Source organism: Helicobacter sp. 219-2 (assembly GCF_030053225.1).
Lineage (GTDB): Bacteria > Campylobacterota > Campylobacteria > Campylobacterales > Helicobacteraceae > Helicobacter > Helicobacter pylori_C.
The window spans coordinates 1,428,026-1,444,652 of record NZ_JASGBS010000001.1 but is presented as its reverse complement, the minus strand read 5'-3'; the positions used below and the strand labels follow the sequence as shown (position 1 = coordinate 1,444,652).

Genomic DNA, 16,627 nt, shown 5'->3' with positions numbered 1-16,627 from the left:
TTAAAGATGCCTTTATTTGATTTAAAAAGCCCTTACCCACCAGCAGGCGATCAGCCACAAGCCATAGAAGCCTTAACGAAAAGCTTGAAAAATAACAACCATTATCAAACTTTAGTGGGGGTTACAGGGAGCGGTAAAACTTATACGATGGCCAATATCATCGCTCAAATCAATAAGCCCACTCTGATCATGAGCCATAATAAGACCTTATGCGCACAGCTTTATAGCGAGTTTAAAGCGTTTTTCCCGCATAATAGGGTGGAGTATTTTATCTCCCACTTTGACTACTATCAGCCTGAAAGCTATATCCCTAGAAGGGATTTATTCATTGAAAAAGACAGCTCTATTAATGATGATTTAGAGCGTTTGAGATTGAGCACGGCCACCTCACTTTTAGGTTATGATGATGTGATTGTGATAGCGAGCGTTTCGGCTAATTATGGTTTGGGTAACCCTGAAGAATATTTAAAAGTCATGGAAAAAATCAAAGTGGGCGAGAAGCGCGCTTATAAGAGCTTTTTATTAAAGCTAGTAGAAATGGGTTATAGCCGTAATGAAGTGGTGTTTGATAGGGGGAGTTTCAGAGCGACCGGAGAATGCGTGGATATTTTCCCCGCTTATAATGACGCTGAATTTATCAGGATTGAATTTTTTGGCGATGAGATAGAAAGGATTGCTGTCTTTGACGCTTTAGAAAAAAATGAAATCAAGCGCTTGGATTCTGTCATGCTTTATGCGGCCAGTCAGTTTGCCGTAGGGAGTGAGAGACTGAATTTAGCCATTAAAAGCATTGAAGATGAACTCGCTCTAAGATTGAAATTTTTTAAAGAGCAGGATAAAATGCTTGAATACAACCGCCTCAAACAACGCACTGAGCATGATTTAGAAATGATTAGCGCGACCGGTGTGTGTAAGGGCATTGAAAATTACGCGCGCCATTTTACAGGCAAAGCCCCTAATGAAACGCCTTTTTGCTTGTTTGATTATTTAGGGATATTTGAGCGGGAGTTTTTAGTCATTGTGGATGAAAGCCATGTGAGTTTGCCGCAGTTTGGGGGGATGTATGCAGGGGATATGAGCAGGAAAAGCGTTTTAGTGGAATATGGTTTTAGATTGCCTAGCGCTTTAGACAACCGCCCTTTAAAATTTGATGAATTTATCCATAAAAATTGCCAGTTCCTTTTTGTGTCCGCCACACCCAATAAGCTAGAATTAGAGCTTTCTCAAAAGAATGTTGCTGAGCAAATCATTCGCCCTACAGGGCTTTTAGACCCTAAATTTGAAGTGCGAGACAGCGATAAGCAAGTCCAGGATTTATTTGATGAAATCAAGTTAGTGGTGGCTAGAGATGAAAGGGTGCTCATCACCACGCTCACTAAAAAAATGGCAGAAGAATTGTGCAAATATTATGCTGAATGGGGCTTGAAAGCGCGTTACATGCATAGTGAAATTGATGCGATTGAACGAAATCATATCATCCGCTCTTTAAGGCTTAAAGAATTTGACATTTTAATAGGGATCAATCTCTTAAGAGAAGGGCTGGATTTGCCTGAAGTCTCTTTAGTAGCGATCATGGATGCGGATAAAGAAGGGTTTTTAAGGAGTGAAACAAGCCTCATTCAAACCATGGGACGAGCCGCTAGAAACGCCAATGGCAAGGTTTTATTATACGCTAAAAAAACCACCCAAAGCATGCAAAAAGCCTTTGAAATTACGAGCTACAGGCGCGCTAAGCAAGAAGAGTTTAATAAGCTTCATCATATCACCCCCAAAACCGTTACTCGCGCTTTAGAAGAGGAGTTGAAATTAAGAGACGATGAGATTAAAATCGCTAAAGCCTTAAAAAAGGACAAAATACCTAAAAGCGAAAGGGAAAAAATCATTAAAGAACTGGATAAAAAAATGCGAGAATGTGCGAAAAATTTGGATTTTGAAGAAGCGATGCGTTTGAGAGATGAAATCGCTAAATTAAGAACGCTTTAAAAACTATAAGTGTAGTTGAAATAAACCGAGTAATTGCGCCTGAAATCAACCCGATATAACACGCTGTTGATCCCGTATTCTAAAAATCGTAAAACCTTTAGGACATCTCCACTATTATTGCTAATGTTGTTCATGGAATAATAGTGGTTAAAATAATAAGTAGGGACTTTAATCCCAAAGCCAAATTGGTTGCGCTCATTCCCTAAACGAACCCCTAAATCCACCAAAAACTGGAAGCCACTTGGATCCACTTTCCCGCCAAAAGTGTCTTGAAGAAGCGTTTGATACAATAGTGCATCGCTTAATTTATTATACACCCCAGCAAAAGCAATCCCCAGATTGAACCCGGCAAAAAACTTATCCCCATTATAAGCGTTAAATAATAAATCCATATAAGTGCCGTAAGTGGAAATGATAATAGACTGCGATTCTTGTGGGCCATAAAGAGAGACGCTCAAATCATAAAATAGCCCCCACCTGAAACCAAACCACTTCGTTTCTTCATGCTTACCCACCCATTTATAACCCACTTGCACGCCAAGACCATTAGACACATACGAATTTTTAAAAACAGGGCTTAAGCCATCGCTGAAAATAATTTGGGTTCTGGTGAAGTTTTGGAATAAATTCAAGTTGCTAGAGTTGCACTGAATGCTCCCTAATTGATACCCAAGCCCCAGATAAAACGCCGATCTATCCGCATAGCGTTTGATGGGCGAAACCACCTTTTTATTAAAAAAAGTGTAATCCCCTTTAGTCAAAACATCTTTAAAACCCTTTGCATTAAGCACACAAAAAAGCCCTAAAATCAAACATAACGCTCGTTTCAAAAAACCCCTTAATTTAATTTTTTAGCGCTTATTGTATAGCTTTGTTTTTGTAAAAACGCGCCTTATTCAAACACCCTTTTAAAAATCGCCCCCACATTTTTAGTGTAATAACTGTAATCAAAACATGCTTTGATTTCATCCTCGCTCAAATATTTTTTCAAGCGTTCATCGTTGAGTAGGGCGTTTAAAAACAAATTTTCATCAGCGTTTTTAAAAGTGCCTTGTTGCAAAACCTCCCATATTTTCATCGCATTTTCTTGCACGATTAAATAGCTTTCTTCTCTGCTCAAACCTTTTTTAGGCAATTCCAATAACACCCGTTGCGAAAAGACTAACCCCCCACTCAAAGCTAAATTTTTAAGCATGTTTTTAGGATAAACCACCAAATTTTCAATCACGCTATTCAGGCGGCTGAGCATAAAATCGCTAGTGACAAACAGATCGGGTAATGCAAAACGCTCCACAGAGCTATGGCTCATGTCCCTTTCATGCCATAAGGCGACATTTTCTAGCATAGGGGTAGTAAAAGAGCGAATCACCCTGCAAAGCCCGGTGATATTCTCGCTCAATATGGGGTTTCTTTTGTGAGGCATCGCCGAGCTTCCTTTTTGTCCTGTTGAAAAAGCTTCTTCCACTTCATAGACTTCACTGCGTTGCAAATGGCGGATATTGACAGCGATTTTTTCACAACTGCTCGCTAAAAGAGCCAGATCGCATGCAAGCCTAGCGTAGCGGTCCCTTTGAATGACTTGATTATTGATATTGGCGGTTTTTAAGCCTAAAAATTTGCACGCTAATTCTTCTAATTCTAAGGGGGCGTGCGCGAAATTCCCCATAGCCCCACTGATCGCTCCCACGCTGATAAATTCCATCGTTAAATCCAAGGCCTTTAAATGCCGTTTGATTTCATCAGCAAAAAGGGCTAACACTAAACCAAAAGTAATGGGTTCGCCAAACACCCCATGGCTTCTGCCCACCATCAGCGTGTCTTTATGCTCTAAAGCCCTGTTTTTAAGGGTTTCATAGAGGTTTTTAACGCCTTTTTGAATGAGTTTTAAGCTTTTTGTCATCAATAGCGCCATAGCCGTATCAATGCAATCGCTAGAAGTGATCCCATAATGAAAAAAGCGCGATTCTTCGCCCAGGCTTTCAGCCACGCAAGTAGTGAAAGCGATTAAATCATGCTTAGTGGTTTTTTCAATTTCTTTGATGCGCTCAAGGTTGAATGCCGCTTTAGCGCAGATTTTTTCACAATCGCTATCTTGGATTTGCCCAAGCTTGTTCCACGCCCTAACGACAGCTTTTTCCACTTCTAAATAGGCTTCAAACTTGGTTTGCTCATTCCATAGAGCTTTCATTTTTTCATTCGCATAGCGTTCTAGCACCGACAATCCTTACAATCAAAATGGGATTTATGTTACTTTAAAGGGGTTTAAAAAGTCAAGGGGGAAAATCACACAAGACGCAACAGAGCGCCTTGATTTGAGAGAAGGGTTATACTTTAGCTTCTTCTCTGCGTTGCAAGTATTCCCAACGCTCATTCACATCTTTTTGCAATTCTTCAATAATGTGTTCGTTTTCCTTTTTGAAAAGGTGTTTGAAGCGCTTCTGAGCCCCTAAATAATCCCTTACAGGAATGATATTTCTTGGGCGGTAAGTGATTTTCAATTCCCTGCCATTAAAGATTTCAAATAGGGGGAACATCAAGCTATCCACAGCCATATCCGCTAATTCAATGGTTTTATTGGATTCAAATTTCCATTCAGTCGTGCATGGGCTAAGAGCGTTGATGAAGCAAGGTCCTTCAGTGTCTAGCGCGGTTTTAATCTTTTTGTTCATGTCTTTCCATTTGTTAGGCGAGAGCTGCGCCACATAAGGAACCCCATGGCTTGCCATGATATTGACGATGTCTTTTTTCTTTTCTTTTTTACCAAAGCTAACCGATCCTGATGGCGTGGTAGAAGTGCTAGCCCCTAATGGCGTAGAGCCGCTTCTTTGACCACCAGTGTTGGCATAGTTTTCATTATCCAAGCAAATGTAAGTCATGTCATGCCCTCTTTCCATGCAACCGCTGATGAATTGAAGACCAATATCATAACTGGCCCCATCGCCCCCAAACGCCACAAATTTTGGTTTTTGACCTTGATAGCGGCCCTTATTCGTAAGCGCTTTATACATCGCTTCCACCCCTGAAATCGCCGTAGAGCCATTTTCAAAACCAATATGAATCCAAGGCACATCCCATGAAGTGTGCGGATACACCGCCGAGCATACCTCTAAACAACCGGTAGAATTGCCTAAAACAATAGGCCCATCTACAGCGTTTAAAACTTCGCGCACAATAATGCCATGCCCACAACCCGGACAAAGCAAGTGCGAGCCTTGGAATTTTTCAGCGCTTTGGCTAAAACCTTTGAGTGTTTTGACTTCTTTTACCATGATATTTCCTTTTTAAAAAAAGCTCATTTTAGGACCACGCAAGCCTACGAATTGTTGGGTAGGGTGCGTGAGCGTGCCTTTAAGAGCGTCTTCATTGATTTCTTCAAAAATTTCGCATAAATGCACGATTGTCATATCCCTTTCGCCTAAACCATAGATATAGTTAGACACCACGGGGTGTTTAGTCCCTTGCGTTTGATACACCGCGCTCGTTACTTCGTTAAACATCGCCCCCATAGCACCCGCTGGAGAGCTCTTATCTAAAATCGCTAAAGCTTTAAGGTTTTTCAAATCCTGCCCTAATCTTTCATAAGGGAAGGGGCGCAAGGAATGGATAGTCGCCACGCCGGCCTTAATGCCTTTTTTACGCATTTCTTTAGCCGCTACGATCGCTGATTCATAAGTAGTGCCTAACGCAAAGATAGCGATTTCAGCGTCTTCTAGCTGGAAAGTTTTGGTCAAATGGTATTGTCTGCCGGTGAGTTTAGCGAAATCATTGAACACTTCTTCAATCACAGAAGACGCGCTCATGATCGCATGGTGGAGTTGGGCTTTATGCTCATAATGCCATTCTTCTTCAGCTTGCGCACCATAGCTTACCGGTTTATCAAAATCCAAAAGGGAATGCTTGGTTTGGTATTCGCCTACGAATTGGTAAGCCACTGCATCGCTCAAAGGGCGGACATTTTGCACGGTGTGCGAGCATAAAAAACCATCTTGATTGACAATAGTAGGCACACGCACCTTTTGATGCTCTGCGATTTTAAACGCCATTAAAGTGAAATCATAAGCCTCTTGAGGGTTGCATGTGCATAAACTTATCCAGCCAGAATCCCTACTCAAATACATATCAGAATGATCGCCATGGATATTCAAAGGGGCTGCTAAAGCGCGATTGACTAAATTCAAAACGATAGGCAAACGCATGCCAGAAGCTTGGTATAAAACTTCTACCATTAACGCCAAACCTTGGGAGCTAGTCGCAGTGCTGACCCTTCCCCCAGCTGCTGCAGCTCCCACGCATGCACTCATGGCGGCATGTTCAGACTCCACTAAAACAAATTCGCCATCAATATAGCCGTTATCCTTAAACGAGCCGTAATTTTGCACAATGGGCGTTGATGGGGTGATAGGATAGGCTGCGATGACATCAATTTGAGCCTGTCTTAAAGCGTTAGAGCTAGCGGTATTGCCATCCCACACCTCTATCTCTTGTAATTCAATACTTCTTGCCATATTTTTTCCTTACGATTTTTTCTTTTCTTGTTTTTGCGGCCATTGAGTGAGGGCGGTAGCAGGCTCAATTTGTTCTTCAAACATCCATAGCGATTTAGGGTTGGTGGGGCAGACATCCACGCATACGCCACAGCCTTTACAATGAGAATAATCCACGCCTTTTAACTTGCCCTCTCTTGAAAGAATAGCAGCGTCTGGGCAATAAACCCAACAATTAAAGCAATTGATGCAAATGTTATTGTTATGCACGGGCTTAACTACGCGCCAATGAGCCACCGAAGTGGTGAAGTAGCTTTGCTCGGTGTAATGGCGCTCATCATTGTGTTTTTCCATTTCGCTTTGTGCGTTTTTTTCAAAAGGGAAGAGCACCGCTCCCATTTCAAATTCATTCCAATCTTTCATCTTTGCTCCTTAATGTTATTGAACTTCTTCATAAGCTCTTTGGATAGCGAGCATGTTAGCGTCAATGACTTCTTGCGTGAGTTTTTTGCCTAAAACTTTCTTAAAAGCTTCTTTAAAAGCCCCAATTTCAAGCATACCAGACACTTTCATCAACGCCCCTAGCATGGGCGTGTTAGGGATGGGGCGTTTTAAGGTTTCCATAGAGATTTTTAAACAATCCACCAAAAACACCTTACGGGTTTTTAATTCAGGTTTTTTTTCAAACAATTCTTCTTTGTTAAGATAGCTGGTGATGATATAGGTCGTGTCTTCTTTTTCATTGGCGAAGATGTTTTCAATGAAAACCAAACCGGGATCAATCACCAGCACATAATCAGGCTGCATGAAGCGTTCATGGTTTAAAATAGGCTCATCATCAATGCGGTTATAAGCCATCATAGCAGCCCCCCTTTTAGCTGAACCATAGGAAGAGAACGCTTGCACTTCTTTGCCTGTTTTTGAAATCACATCAGCCAGCCCTTTAGCACCAGTGATAGCACCTTGACCCGCTCGTGCATGCCATCTAATTTGAAACATGGTAATATGTCTCCTTAATATCGTATAAGATAAATTGAATTTAGCCTAAAATTATACAATAAAAACTATTAATGTGTCTTATAACAATATCTTTTTAGGAATTTTTATAGAAAAATGGGGGCATACCCACAAGAATTATGGCTATTTTATGGCTATTTATTCTAAAAAGATAAGCGTTCTTAATAAAAATCACTAATATTTATTTTAAACTTTGTTATTATTTAGGGTGTGATTTGATTTTAGTCTGCATGGGGCAAGTGTGGGGCAGGATAACATAAGGAATTGGGTTATGAATGAAACAATGGTTAAAATATTGATGGGCATGGCGTTATTATCATCGCTTCAAGCCACAGAGGCAGAGCTTGATGAAAAATCAAAAAAACCTAAATTAGCGGACAGGAACACATTTTATTTAGGGGTTGGGTATCAACTTAGCGCGATCAACACATCTTTTAGCACCGAGTCTGTAGATAAATCGTATTTCATGACCGGCAATGGCTTTGGTGTGGTGTTAGGAGGGAAATTTGTGGCTAAAACGCAGGCTGTAGAGCATGTGGGTTTTCGTTACGGGTTGTTTTATGATCAGACCTTTTCTTCTCACAAATCCTATATTTCTACCTATGGTTTAGAATTTAGCGGTTTGTGGGACGCTTTCAATTCACAAAAGATGTTTTTAGGGTTAGAATTTGGCGTAGGCATCGCTGGGGCGACTTACATGCCAGGAGGGGCTATGCATGGGATTATCGCTCAAAATTTAGGCAAAGAAAATTCGCTTTTCCAATTGCTTGTGAAAGTGGGTTTTCGTTTTGGCTTTTTCCACAATGAAATCACTTTCGGGTTGAAATTCCCTTTCATTCCTAACAAAAGAACTGAGATCATTGATGGCTTGAGCGCGACTACTTTATGGCACCGCTTACCGGTCGCTTATTTCAATTATATCTATAATTTTTAGATATAGTTATTTAGAGGTTTTAGATTTGACAAAATCAATTAACTCTCGTGTGTCTATGGTTAGGGTTAAGAATTGCTGATAAGTAGTGATCCACTTGCCCCCTTTCCCATACAAATGATACCCATCACCCCCACCTAAAAAGTTAAAAAACGCATCCGCTCGCACGCTCACCCATTTATTTTTATAAACATAATAAAGCCCTATCATGTCAAAATTGGGGGCTCTATACCATGGCAACCCGGTATAAAGGGATTGGCCATAAGTGGCATAAAAGTGCATTTGGGGTTTGTTGGAAAAATAGTATCTGTTAAAAATCCCAAAGCCCTTGTATTGCGCTTGAGCGTAAAATTCCCCCCCAAAGCTGTTATAAAATTGGGCGTTTTTACACTCGCTAGCATAACGCACGCAATAATGGGTTTGAGACGACTGCGTGCCAAAGGTCATAAAAATATTGTCCATATAAGGCATGAGATTTTTAAAATCCGCTTTAAGATAAGCGTGGTAATAGACTCTATCTAAAATAGTAGGGTTAGAGTATTTCCCTATTTCTCCGCCTTGCGGGTTATTTTTTTGACTGAAATAGGGGTAGCCATTAGGCCATTGTGGGGTTGCATCGCCTGGTTTTAAGTAGGAATTTCCGCCATAAGGGTAGTTATCTCCCATGCTATGAGGGCTAGCGTTATGAAAAATGACAAGCTGGCCCCCTAAACCTAAATACCCTTTAAGAAACTGAAATTCTGAAGAAACAAAATACAAGAATTGATCAAAATCGTAATTTTTCTTTTTGGGCTGGTTGTTCCAATTACGCCCCCCATACCAATCAACAACGCCCTCAAACCACCCGTTCCACCAGCGATTAGGATCATAAGCCGGTTTGAATTGAAACGCTCCTCCCCTAAAAGTAGGGTCTATAAACCAAAAAAGTTTTTTAAAAGCGCTTAAAGGGTAATGCCCTATTTGATAGCTTCGTGGCACAATGCCTAAAAAAAATCTCAAATTTTTCCCTATGTATTGGTAATACATCGTAACCCCCCATGAGTAAGGGAAATAACTATAATGCGTGTGCAAATTTTGAATGAACCACGCTCCAAACATCAAGGCCTGTCTTTTGTCTAATTGAACGCCAATTTGAGGCATGAGACGCCCTTGCATTTTGGTTAGGCTATTCCAATAGGGGTTGTTATTTGGGGCCACTAAATTGAAATTAAAGCTCATAAACTTCAAGTCATAGACAAAACTAGCCGCTTTTATTAAGGGTGGTGTTAAAAAACCTGAAAATAACAACGCGCAAAGAGATTTTTTTGAGAAAATCAAATTAAAATACAGCCCCTTTCATCATCTTTTAAAATGGTAGCATTTAAAATAGCAACACTCAAAGACAAGATGCGATTTTAAATTAATTTTCATTAAAAACAACATAAAGATCAAAAACAGAACCTTTTCAAGTTTGGTTTTTTTTTTTTTGGATAAAATAGCTTTAAAAAAGGGTGTTTAATTTTTATGACTTCAGCTTCAAGCCATTCTCTTAAAGAACAAGATTTTCATATCCCTATCGCTTTTGCTTTTGATAAGAATTACCTCATTGCTGCGAGCGCGTGTATTTATTCCTTGCTAGAAAGTATCGCTAAAGCCAATAAAAAAATTCGTTACACCCTATACGCTTTAGTGGTAGGCTTGGATGAAGAAGATAAAGCAAAACTCCACCAAATTACAGAGCCTTTTAAAGAATTTGCTGCTTTAGAAGTGAAAGACATTGAACCTTTTTTAGACACTATCCCCAACCCTTTTGATGAGGATTTCACCAAGCGTTTTTCTAAAATGGTGTTAGTGAAGTATTTTCTAGCGGATTTGTTCCCCAAATATTCTAAAATGGTGTGGAGCGATGTGGATGTCATCTTTTGCAATGAATTTAGCGCTGATTTCTTAAACATTAAAGAAGATGATGAGAATTATTTTTATGGGGTTTTAGAAGTTGAAAAGCACCACATGATGGAAGGGTTTTTGTTTTGTCATTTAGATTACCAGCGCAAGAAAAATTTCACCTTAAGAATGCATGATCTTTTAAAGGGGAATGAGGCTAAAGAGGAGTTGGATTTTACGAAATGGTGTTGGCCTAACATGAAAGCTTTAGGGATTGAGTATTGCGTTTTCCCTTTGTATTACACCATTAAAGATTTTTCTAATGTGTATTTAAACGAGAATTACAAGAAAACCATTTTAGAGGCGCTCAAAAACCCTATAATCATCCACTATGACGCTTGGTGGGGGGCGGTGAAGCCTTGGGATTACCCCTTTGGTTTAAAAGCGGATTTATGGCTGAACGCTTTGTCTAAAACCCCTTTTATGAGCGATTACACTAAAAAAATGCACACCAATGAGAGCTTTTACACCACAAAAATGGCTCAACAACATTATTTTTCTTCAACAGCGCCTTCAAAAGAAATTCTTTTTAAGGCTCCGTATTTGTTTTTCAAATCGTATTTGTTTGTTGTGTTTAAAGAAAGGAAAATTCATTCAAGAGTTTTTGAATTAACTTGTGGTTTAGTGAAAAAATTTTTCAATAAGCTTATTTATTTTGGGTTTTTTATGCCTAAAGCGTTAGCTAAAAGGGTGGTTAGTAAGATCCTTAGAGTTTTAGGGCTTCATGGGATTGCTAAAAAAATCCTAATCAAACTCAAGCTCTTAAAAAAGAGCTAGAGTAAAGGGGTTAAAACCTTTCTTTAAATTAATTTATTAATTTTCATTAAAAACAACATAAAGATCAAAAACAGAACCTTTTCAAGTTTGGTTTTTTTTTTTTTTGGATAAAATAGCTTTAAAAAAGGGTGTTTAATTTTTATGACTTCAGCTTCAAGCCATTCTCTTAAAGAACAAGATTTTCATATCCCTATCGCTTTTGCTTTTGATAAGAATTACCTCATTGCTGCGAGCGCGTGTATTTATTCCTTGCTAGAAAGTATCGCTAAAGCCAATAAAAAAATTCGTTACACCCTATACGCTTTAGTGGTAGGCTTGGATGAAGAAGATAAAGCAAAACTCCACCAAATTACAGAGCCTTTTAAAGAATTTGCTGCTTTAGAAGTGAAAGACATTGAACCTTTTTTAGACACTATCCCCAACCCTTTTGATGAGGATTTCACCAAGCGTTTTTCTAAAATGGTGTTAGTGAAGTATTTTCTAGCGGATTTGTTCCCCAAATATTCTAAAATGGTGTGGAGCGATGTGGATGTCATCTTTTGCAATGAATTTAGCGCTGATTTCTTAAACATTAAAGAAGATGATGAGAATTATTTTTATGGGGTTTATGACAAAATATACCCATATGAAGGCTTTTTTTATTGCAACTTAACTTGCCAGCGAAAAAATCAATTTTGTAAAAAAATATTAGAAATCATACTCGCACAAAAAATAGATAAAGAACCGCAATTAACAGAATTTTGTCGATCAAAGATCGCACCATTAAAAATAGAGTATTGTATTTTCCCACATTATTATAGTCTTTCTGAAGAGCATTTAAGGGGTGTGGTCAATGCAATTTATCATAACACCATTAAACAAGCCTTAAGAGAACCTATCGTTATACAATACGACTCCCATCCTTATTTTCAAATAAAACCTTGGACATATCCTTTTGGTTTAAAAGCGGATTTATGGCTGAACGCTTTGGCTAAAACCCCTTTTATGAGCGATTGGTCTTATTTGATTACAGGAGATGGGGAGATAGGTGGAGAAAAATGGCACTACTACCATAGCATTATCGCTTACCATTACTACTTCCCTTTATGGAAAACAGAAGAACAGATCGCCCATGACGCTTTTAAGACCTTTTTAAATCATTATTCTTTACACATTCATGAGATTCCCAAAAACGCAAGGCGAAGATTATTTAAATACTGCATTCTCATACCGCTTAAGAGTCTTATTAGTAAAACCCTTAAAATCCTAGGACTTCATGGGATTGTTAAAAAAATCCTACTCAAGCTCTTAAAAAAGAGCTAGAACCAAAGCCTTTAATCAAACGATTTTTTCATATCAATCACATAGCGGAATTTCGCTTTCCCATGGGTTAGGTTGTGATAAGCGGTGTCAATATCCTTGCCTAAAATCAAATCTATTTCAGGGTAAATATTGTGTTTGATAGAAAAATCCATCATCTCTTGGGTTTCTTTAATGCCCCCAATCAATGAGCCATAAACCTTGCGATTGCCTAAATGGATAAAATCAAAAACGCTAAGCGTTGGAGCGACTTCTACAGGGGGGAGTCCCACAAGAGCTAGATCGCCATTATAAGTTAAGAGCTTGAGGTAGTCTTTTAAATCATAATGGGTAGGAATGGTTGAAATGATAAAATCCAATTCTTCTTTGCATTGTTTAGGGTCAGTGTAGAAATGTTTAACCCCCATGCTTAAAGCGTCTTGTTTTTTGTGTTCATTTCTTGCAAAAACGCTCACTTCAGCCCCCATAGCCACAGCGTATTTAACCGACATGCTTCCTAGCCCACCAAACCCAGCGACACCAACTTTTGTGCCTTTAGTAACCTTAGAAAATTTTAAGGGTGAATAAGTGGTGATGCCCGCGCAAAGCAAGGGGGCTACTTTTTCTAAAGGAGCGTTTTTATCCACGCTAATCACATAGTTTTCATCCACTACAATATTATTAGAGTATCCGCCCATGTGGGGTTCGTTGCCATGGAAAGAATCCAAACAATCGTAAGTGAATACCACTTTGGTGCAAAATTGCTCTTGGTGTTCTTTGCAGGGCTTACACGCTTTGCATGAATTGACAAAACAGCCCACGCCCACCACATCGCCAACCTTAAACTTCTTAACTTCCTTACCCACTTCTTTGATGACCCCAGCAATTTCATGCCCAGGAATCATAGGATAAATGCCTTCTTTCCATTCGCTATAAGCGCTATGAATATCGCTATGGCAAATCCCTGCATAAAGAATGTCAATCAGCACATCTTTAGGGCCTACAGCATGGCGGCTAAAATCATGGGGTTTGAAATGCCCGTCTTTAGAAAAAATAGCAAAACCTTTAGATTGAACTCTCATTAAAACTCCTTGTTTGATTAAAATACCGCTATTGTATCGTTTTTATGATTTGCTTATATTTCTATAGGTTTAACTAATTTTATAATTGTTGGTTATATGGTATCGTTGTTTGGTGTGCTTAAACACACCCCTTGTATAAGCCGCTTCTATTTTAATGCTGTTATATCTTATCATGCAGTAAATAATTCTCTAACGCAATGCCCGCCCCATTAAGTCCCGGAGTTTTTTTCAGCACGACATGCACAGGGATAGAAGCGAGAAACGCTCCCATGCGCCCTTTCGTTTCAAAACGCGCTCTAAAGGGCGAAGTTTTAAAATAATCAATGAATCGTGGGATAATCCCCCCACACAAATACACGCCCCCTCTAGCCCCCAAAGTGAGAGCCACATCAGCAGCGAGCGTGCCTAGCATGGAGCAAAAAGTATCCAAAGTCAATCGGCATATAGGGTAATCCCCATTCAAAGCGCGTTCGCTAATGATTTGTGGGGTTAATTCAGCCTTGCTTAACTTCGCCACTTTTTCTAAGCCTTTGCGTTTAGACAGGGCTTCATAAATCAACACCAAACCGCTCCCGCTCAAAAACCTTTCCGCGCTCACATGATTGAATTTAGAGCGGGCGTATTGCCACACTAAAATTTCTAAATCATCAAAAGGGGCAAAGCTCACATGCCCCCCTTCACCGGGCAAGACTTTTAAAGAGCCATCGCTGTTTTGGATAAGAGTGCTTACCCCAAGCCCAGTTCCTGGCCCTAAAATCGCTTTAGGAGCGTTGATTTCGCATTTAATCCCGCCTATTTGAGCCAGATCGTTTTCTTGCATCGCGCTAATGGCATAGGCTTGCGCGACAAAATCATTGATGACAAGCAATTTTTTTAAATTCAAACATTGCCGTGTCGTTTCAATGGAAAAAGTCCAGTGGTTGTTAGTCATTTGGACAAAATCCCCCATAATGGGCGTAGCCACCGCAAAAGAGCCATAAGTAGGGTGCAGTTTAAGGCTTTCTTTGCATTTAGAAAGATAAAATCGCACCGCATCGCTCAAGCTTTCAAAATCTTTGCATGGCAAGACTTCAATGCATTCAATCTGTCGTGGGGCGACTTCCAAGCCAAAGCGCGCGTTCGTGCCGCCAATATCGGCTAATAGTCTTGGGTAAGTTTCAGTTTTTGGCATAAAACACCTCCGTGGTAACTTTTTGAGAATGCAAAATCCGAGCAATCGGCAGAGAATAGGGAGCGTTTTCTTTTAAAGCTTTTTCTAAAACTCCCCTTTTTTGCACTCCGCTAATGCTTAAGAAAAGTTTTTCGCAATTTTCTAAGGCGTTAATAGACATGCTCAAGCGCTCATAAGGAGCGTTAGCTGGCTTAGTTAAGACGATATTTTCTTTTTCTTCGTTTAAAAAAGCGCTCGTTTCAGGAAAAAGACTAGCCGTATGCCCATCAGTCCCCATGCCCAAAATGGCTAAATGGGGCTGTTTGAAATGCTGGTTAGCAAAATTAAAAAGCGCGTTTGTATCGTTAGAAATCTTTTCAGGCAAAAGCGGGATGAAAGAAGCTTTTAAGGCGTTATTTTGCAACAAGTAGTCGTGTAATAGTTTGGTGTTGCTGTCATCATGATTGGTGTCTATAATGCGCTCATCCACCAAACTGACTAAACACGCATGCCATTTGAGATCTAAAACGCTCAATTTTTGCAACAAGCTAATGGGCGAACGGCCCCCAGAAAAAGCGATAGAAACTTGATGGTGCTTTTTTAAGGCGGCGTTAAAAAATTCTTCAAAACGCTCTGTTAAAGCCTGGTGGCAATCTTTCAAATTTTCAAATTCAAACAATTGATAACCCATGAAATCCCTTTTATTGGTAGAGTGGTTTTAAAAATTCTGATTCGTTTAGATTATGGCTTTCATAGGAATGTAAGGGCGTGGCGTTATTCATAAAACCTTCTATGAGCGTGTCAATAAAAACCCATGACGCTTCCAATTCCAACTGGTGGGCGAAATTATTGTGGTTATTTTGTATCGCATCATAGAGCAATTTAGCGTAGGGCTGTAAAAATTCTTGTTTGTTATGGGTTTCTAAAATAAGGGGGTTTTGATGATCTTGTAGGGTGAGGGTGATTTTATCTTGAGAGAGAAAAAATTCTAGCGTATTGACTGCATTAAAATGGATTTTCGTGCTCGCTTGGTTGTGGGGCATTTTTTTAGCGTGTTTAAGGTAGAAAGGCACGCCTTTAAATTTAGGCGTATCCAAAAAGGCTTTAATAGCGACAAAAGTTTCTGTCTGACTCTCTTTATTGACCTTATTTTCATCTCTATAGCCTTGATACTGGGCCCGAATAACCTGTTTTTTAAAATCTTTAGGGGGTTGTAAGGTTTTTAAAACTTTGATTTTTTCTTTCCTCAAATCCTTTAAATCGTTGGGTAAATCTGTAGCGATAAGGGATAAAACTTGCAAGAGATGGTTTTGAACCATATCCCTTAAAGCCCCGATTTTATCGTAAAATTCGCCCCTTTCTTCCACCCCTAAAGTTTCATACACGCAGATTTCAACCGCGCTGATTTGATCCCATAAAATGTTTAAGATAGGGTTATTTAAGCGCAATTCAAGGATATTTTGAACGCCCTTTTTCCCTAAATAATGATCGATTCTAAAGATTTGTTCTTCTTTAAAAAAAGTGCTAATGCTTTGGAAAATCTCTTTACAAGTCTTTAAATCATGCCCTAAAGGCTTTTCTAAAATCAAGCGCGTATTGGCGTGATTGAGCGCGTTTTTGGCGAGATGTTGGGCGGTCGTTGCAAAAAAACTAGGGGAGATAGAAAAGTAGAAAATCAAGAGTTTATTTTTTGTAGCGATTTTACTCAATTCTTCAAAGTCTTTAGGGTTATCCAAACGAACGCAAAAATAACTGATATGGGCTAAAAATTCCTCACCCTTTTCTCTTGAATGCAGTTGTGTCTTTTCGCAAAGAAGTGCTAAAAATTCTTCATTGGATAGCTCCTTACGCCCAGATGCGATAATTTTAGAATCTTTTTTAAAACCATAATGGGTATAAATTTCATAGAGCGAAACAAAGAGCTTTCGCATGGCTAAATCCCCAGTCGCGCCAAAAAGAACCAAATCAAAATCTAACATCAATAACCCTTTTAGAGTGTTTT

15 protein-coding genes are annotated in these 16,627 nt (G+C 39.4%); 4 read left to right on the top strand and 11 right to left on the bottom strand.

The genetic code is table 11. The features are described from left to right. The first annotated feature begins 6 nt into the window (after window positions 1–6). On the top strand, window positions 7–1,983 hold the full coding sequence (gene uvrB, locus P6280_RS06965; protein ID WP_283237373.1) for an excinuclease ABC subunit UvrB: 1,977 nt from the start codon (window positions 7–9) through the stop codon (window positions 1,981–1,983). Here uvrB and P6280_RS06960 read toward each other — a convergent pair. The 6 genes from P6280_RS06960 to P6280_RS06935 all read right to left on the bottom strand — a co-directional run bounded on the left by P6280_RS06960 (window position 1,980) and on the right by P6280_RS06935 (window position 7,466). Next, entirely contained in the window at window positions 1,980–2,813 is an 834-nt protein-coding gene (locus P6280_RS06960; protein WP_283237372.1) for an outer membrane protein, read from the bottom strand. The two genes, uvrB and P6280_RS06960, sit on opposite strands and share 4 nt — an antisense overlap. A 62-nt stretch (window positions 2,814–2,875) precedes the next feature. Next, the gene (gene purB / locus P6280_RS06955) at window positions 2,876–4,198 is read right to left on the bottom strand and encodes an adenylosuccinate lyase (RefSeq protein ID WP_283237371.1); all 1,323 of its coding nucleotides are present in this window, start codon (window positions 4,196–4,198) and stop codon (window positions 2,876–2,878) included. Window positions 4,199–4,307: 109 nt separating this feature from the next. Further along, window positions 4,308–5,252: a thiamine pyrophosphate-dependent enzyme gene (locus P6280_RS06950; protein WP_000238137.1), complete on the bottom strand. Its 945-nt coding sequence runs from the start codon at window positions 5,250–5,252 to the stop codon at window positions 4,308–4,310. A 12-nt stretch (window positions 5,253–5,264) separates the two neighbouring features. Beyond that, the gene (locus tag P6280_RS06945) at window positions 5,265–6,488 is read right to left on the bottom strand and encodes a 2-oxoacid:ferredoxin oxidoreductase subunit alpha (protein WP_050841301.1); all 1,224 of its coding nucleotides are present in this window, start codon (window positions 6,486–6,488) and stop codon (window positions 5,265–5,267) included. Between the two features lie 9 nt (window positions 6,489–6,497). Beyond that, window positions 6,498–6,890 (bottom strand): 4Fe-4S dicluster-binding protein, encoded by a 393-nt coding sequence (locus P6280_RS06940; RefSeq protein ID WP_126474611.1) that lies wholly within the window; start codon window positions 6,888–6,890, stop codon window positions 6,498–6,500. A gap of 15 nt (window positions 6,891–6,905) precedes the next feature. Continuing rightward, window positions 6,906–7,466 carry a pyruvate flavodoxin oxidoreductase subunit gamma gene (locus tag P6280_RS06935; protein WP_000486478.1) on the bottom strand — a complete coding sequence of 187 codons (561 nt, stop codon included), beginning with the start codon at window positions 7,464–7,466 and terminating at the stop codon, window positions 6,906–6,908. Between the two features lie 289 nt (window positions 7,467–7,755). Here P6280_RS06935 and P6280_RS06930 point away from each other — a divergent pair, with 289 nt between their 5' ends. Continuing rightward, window positions 7,756–8,418 (top strand): outer membrane protein, encoded by a 663-nt coding sequence (locus tag P6280_RS06930; protein ID WP_024773566.1) that lies wholly within the window; start codon window positions 7,756–7,758, stop codon window positions 8,416–8,418. Window positions 8,419–8,424: 6 nt separating this feature from the next. Here the strand turns inward: P6280_RS06930 and P6280_RS06925 are convergent, their stop codons facing one another. After that, a complete protein-coding gene (locus P6280_RS06925) occupies window positions 8,425–9,732 on the bottom strand; it encodes a hypothetical protein (RefSeq protein WP_283237370.1) in 1,308 nt (435 codons plus the stop codon). Between the two features lie 186 nt (window positions 9,733–9,918). Here P6280_RS06925 and P6280_RS06920 point away from each other — a divergent pair, with 186 nt between their 5' ends. Further along, window positions 9,919–11,115, top strand: coding sequence for a glycosyltransferase family 8 protein (locus tag P6280_RS06920; protein WP_096522136.1), 1,197 nt, complete (start codon window positions 9,919–9,921; stop codon window positions 11,113–11,115). A gap of 141 nt (window positions 11,116–11,256) precedes the next feature. Next, the gene (locus tag P6280_RS06915) at window positions 11,257–12,417 is read left to right on the top strand and encodes a glycosyltransferase (RefSeq protein WP_180589144.1); all 1,161 of its coding nucleotides are present in this window, start codon (window positions 11,257–11,259) and stop codon (window positions 12,415–12,417) included. A gap of 11 nt (window positions 12,418–12,428) precedes the next feature. Here P6280_RS06915 and P6280_RS06910 read toward each other — a convergent pair whose 3' ends face one another. The 4 genes from P6280_RS06910 to P6280_RS06895 all read right to left on the bottom strand — a co-directional run bounded on the left by P6280_RS06910 (window position 12,429) and on the right by P6280_RS06895 (window position 16,604). After that, window positions 12,429–13,475 carry an NAD(P)-dependent alcohol dehydrogenase gene (locus P6280_RS06910; protein ID WP_283237369.1) on the bottom strand — a complete coding sequence of 349 codons (1,047 nt, stop codon included), beginning with the start codon at window positions 13,473–13,475 and terminating at the stop codon, window positions 12,429–12,431. 160 nt (window positions 13,476–13,635) lie between these two features. Further along, a complete protein-coding gene (locus tag P6280_RS06905) occupies window positions 13,636–14,646 on the bottom strand; it encodes a glucokinase (RefSeq protein ID WP_001126873.1) in 1,011 nt (336 codons plus the stop codon). Then, window positions 14,633–15,316 carry a 6-phosphogluconolactonase gene (pgl, locus tag P6280_RS06900; protein WP_283237368.1) on the bottom strand — a complete coding sequence of 228 codons (684 nt, stop codon included), beginning with the start codon at window positions 15,314–15,316 and terminating at the stop codon, window positions 14,633–14,635. The genes P6280_RS06905 and pgl overlap by 14 nt, the downstream gene beginning before the upstream one ends. Before the next feature lie 10 nt (window positions 15,317–15,326). Next, on the bottom strand, window positions 15,327–16,604 hold the full coding sequence (locus tag P6280_RS06895; protein WP_283237367.1) for a glucose-6-phosphate dehydrogenase: 1,278 nt from the start codon (window positions 16,602–16,604) through the stop codon (window positions 15,327–15,329). Window positions 16,605–16,627 lie beyond the last annotated feature (23 nt).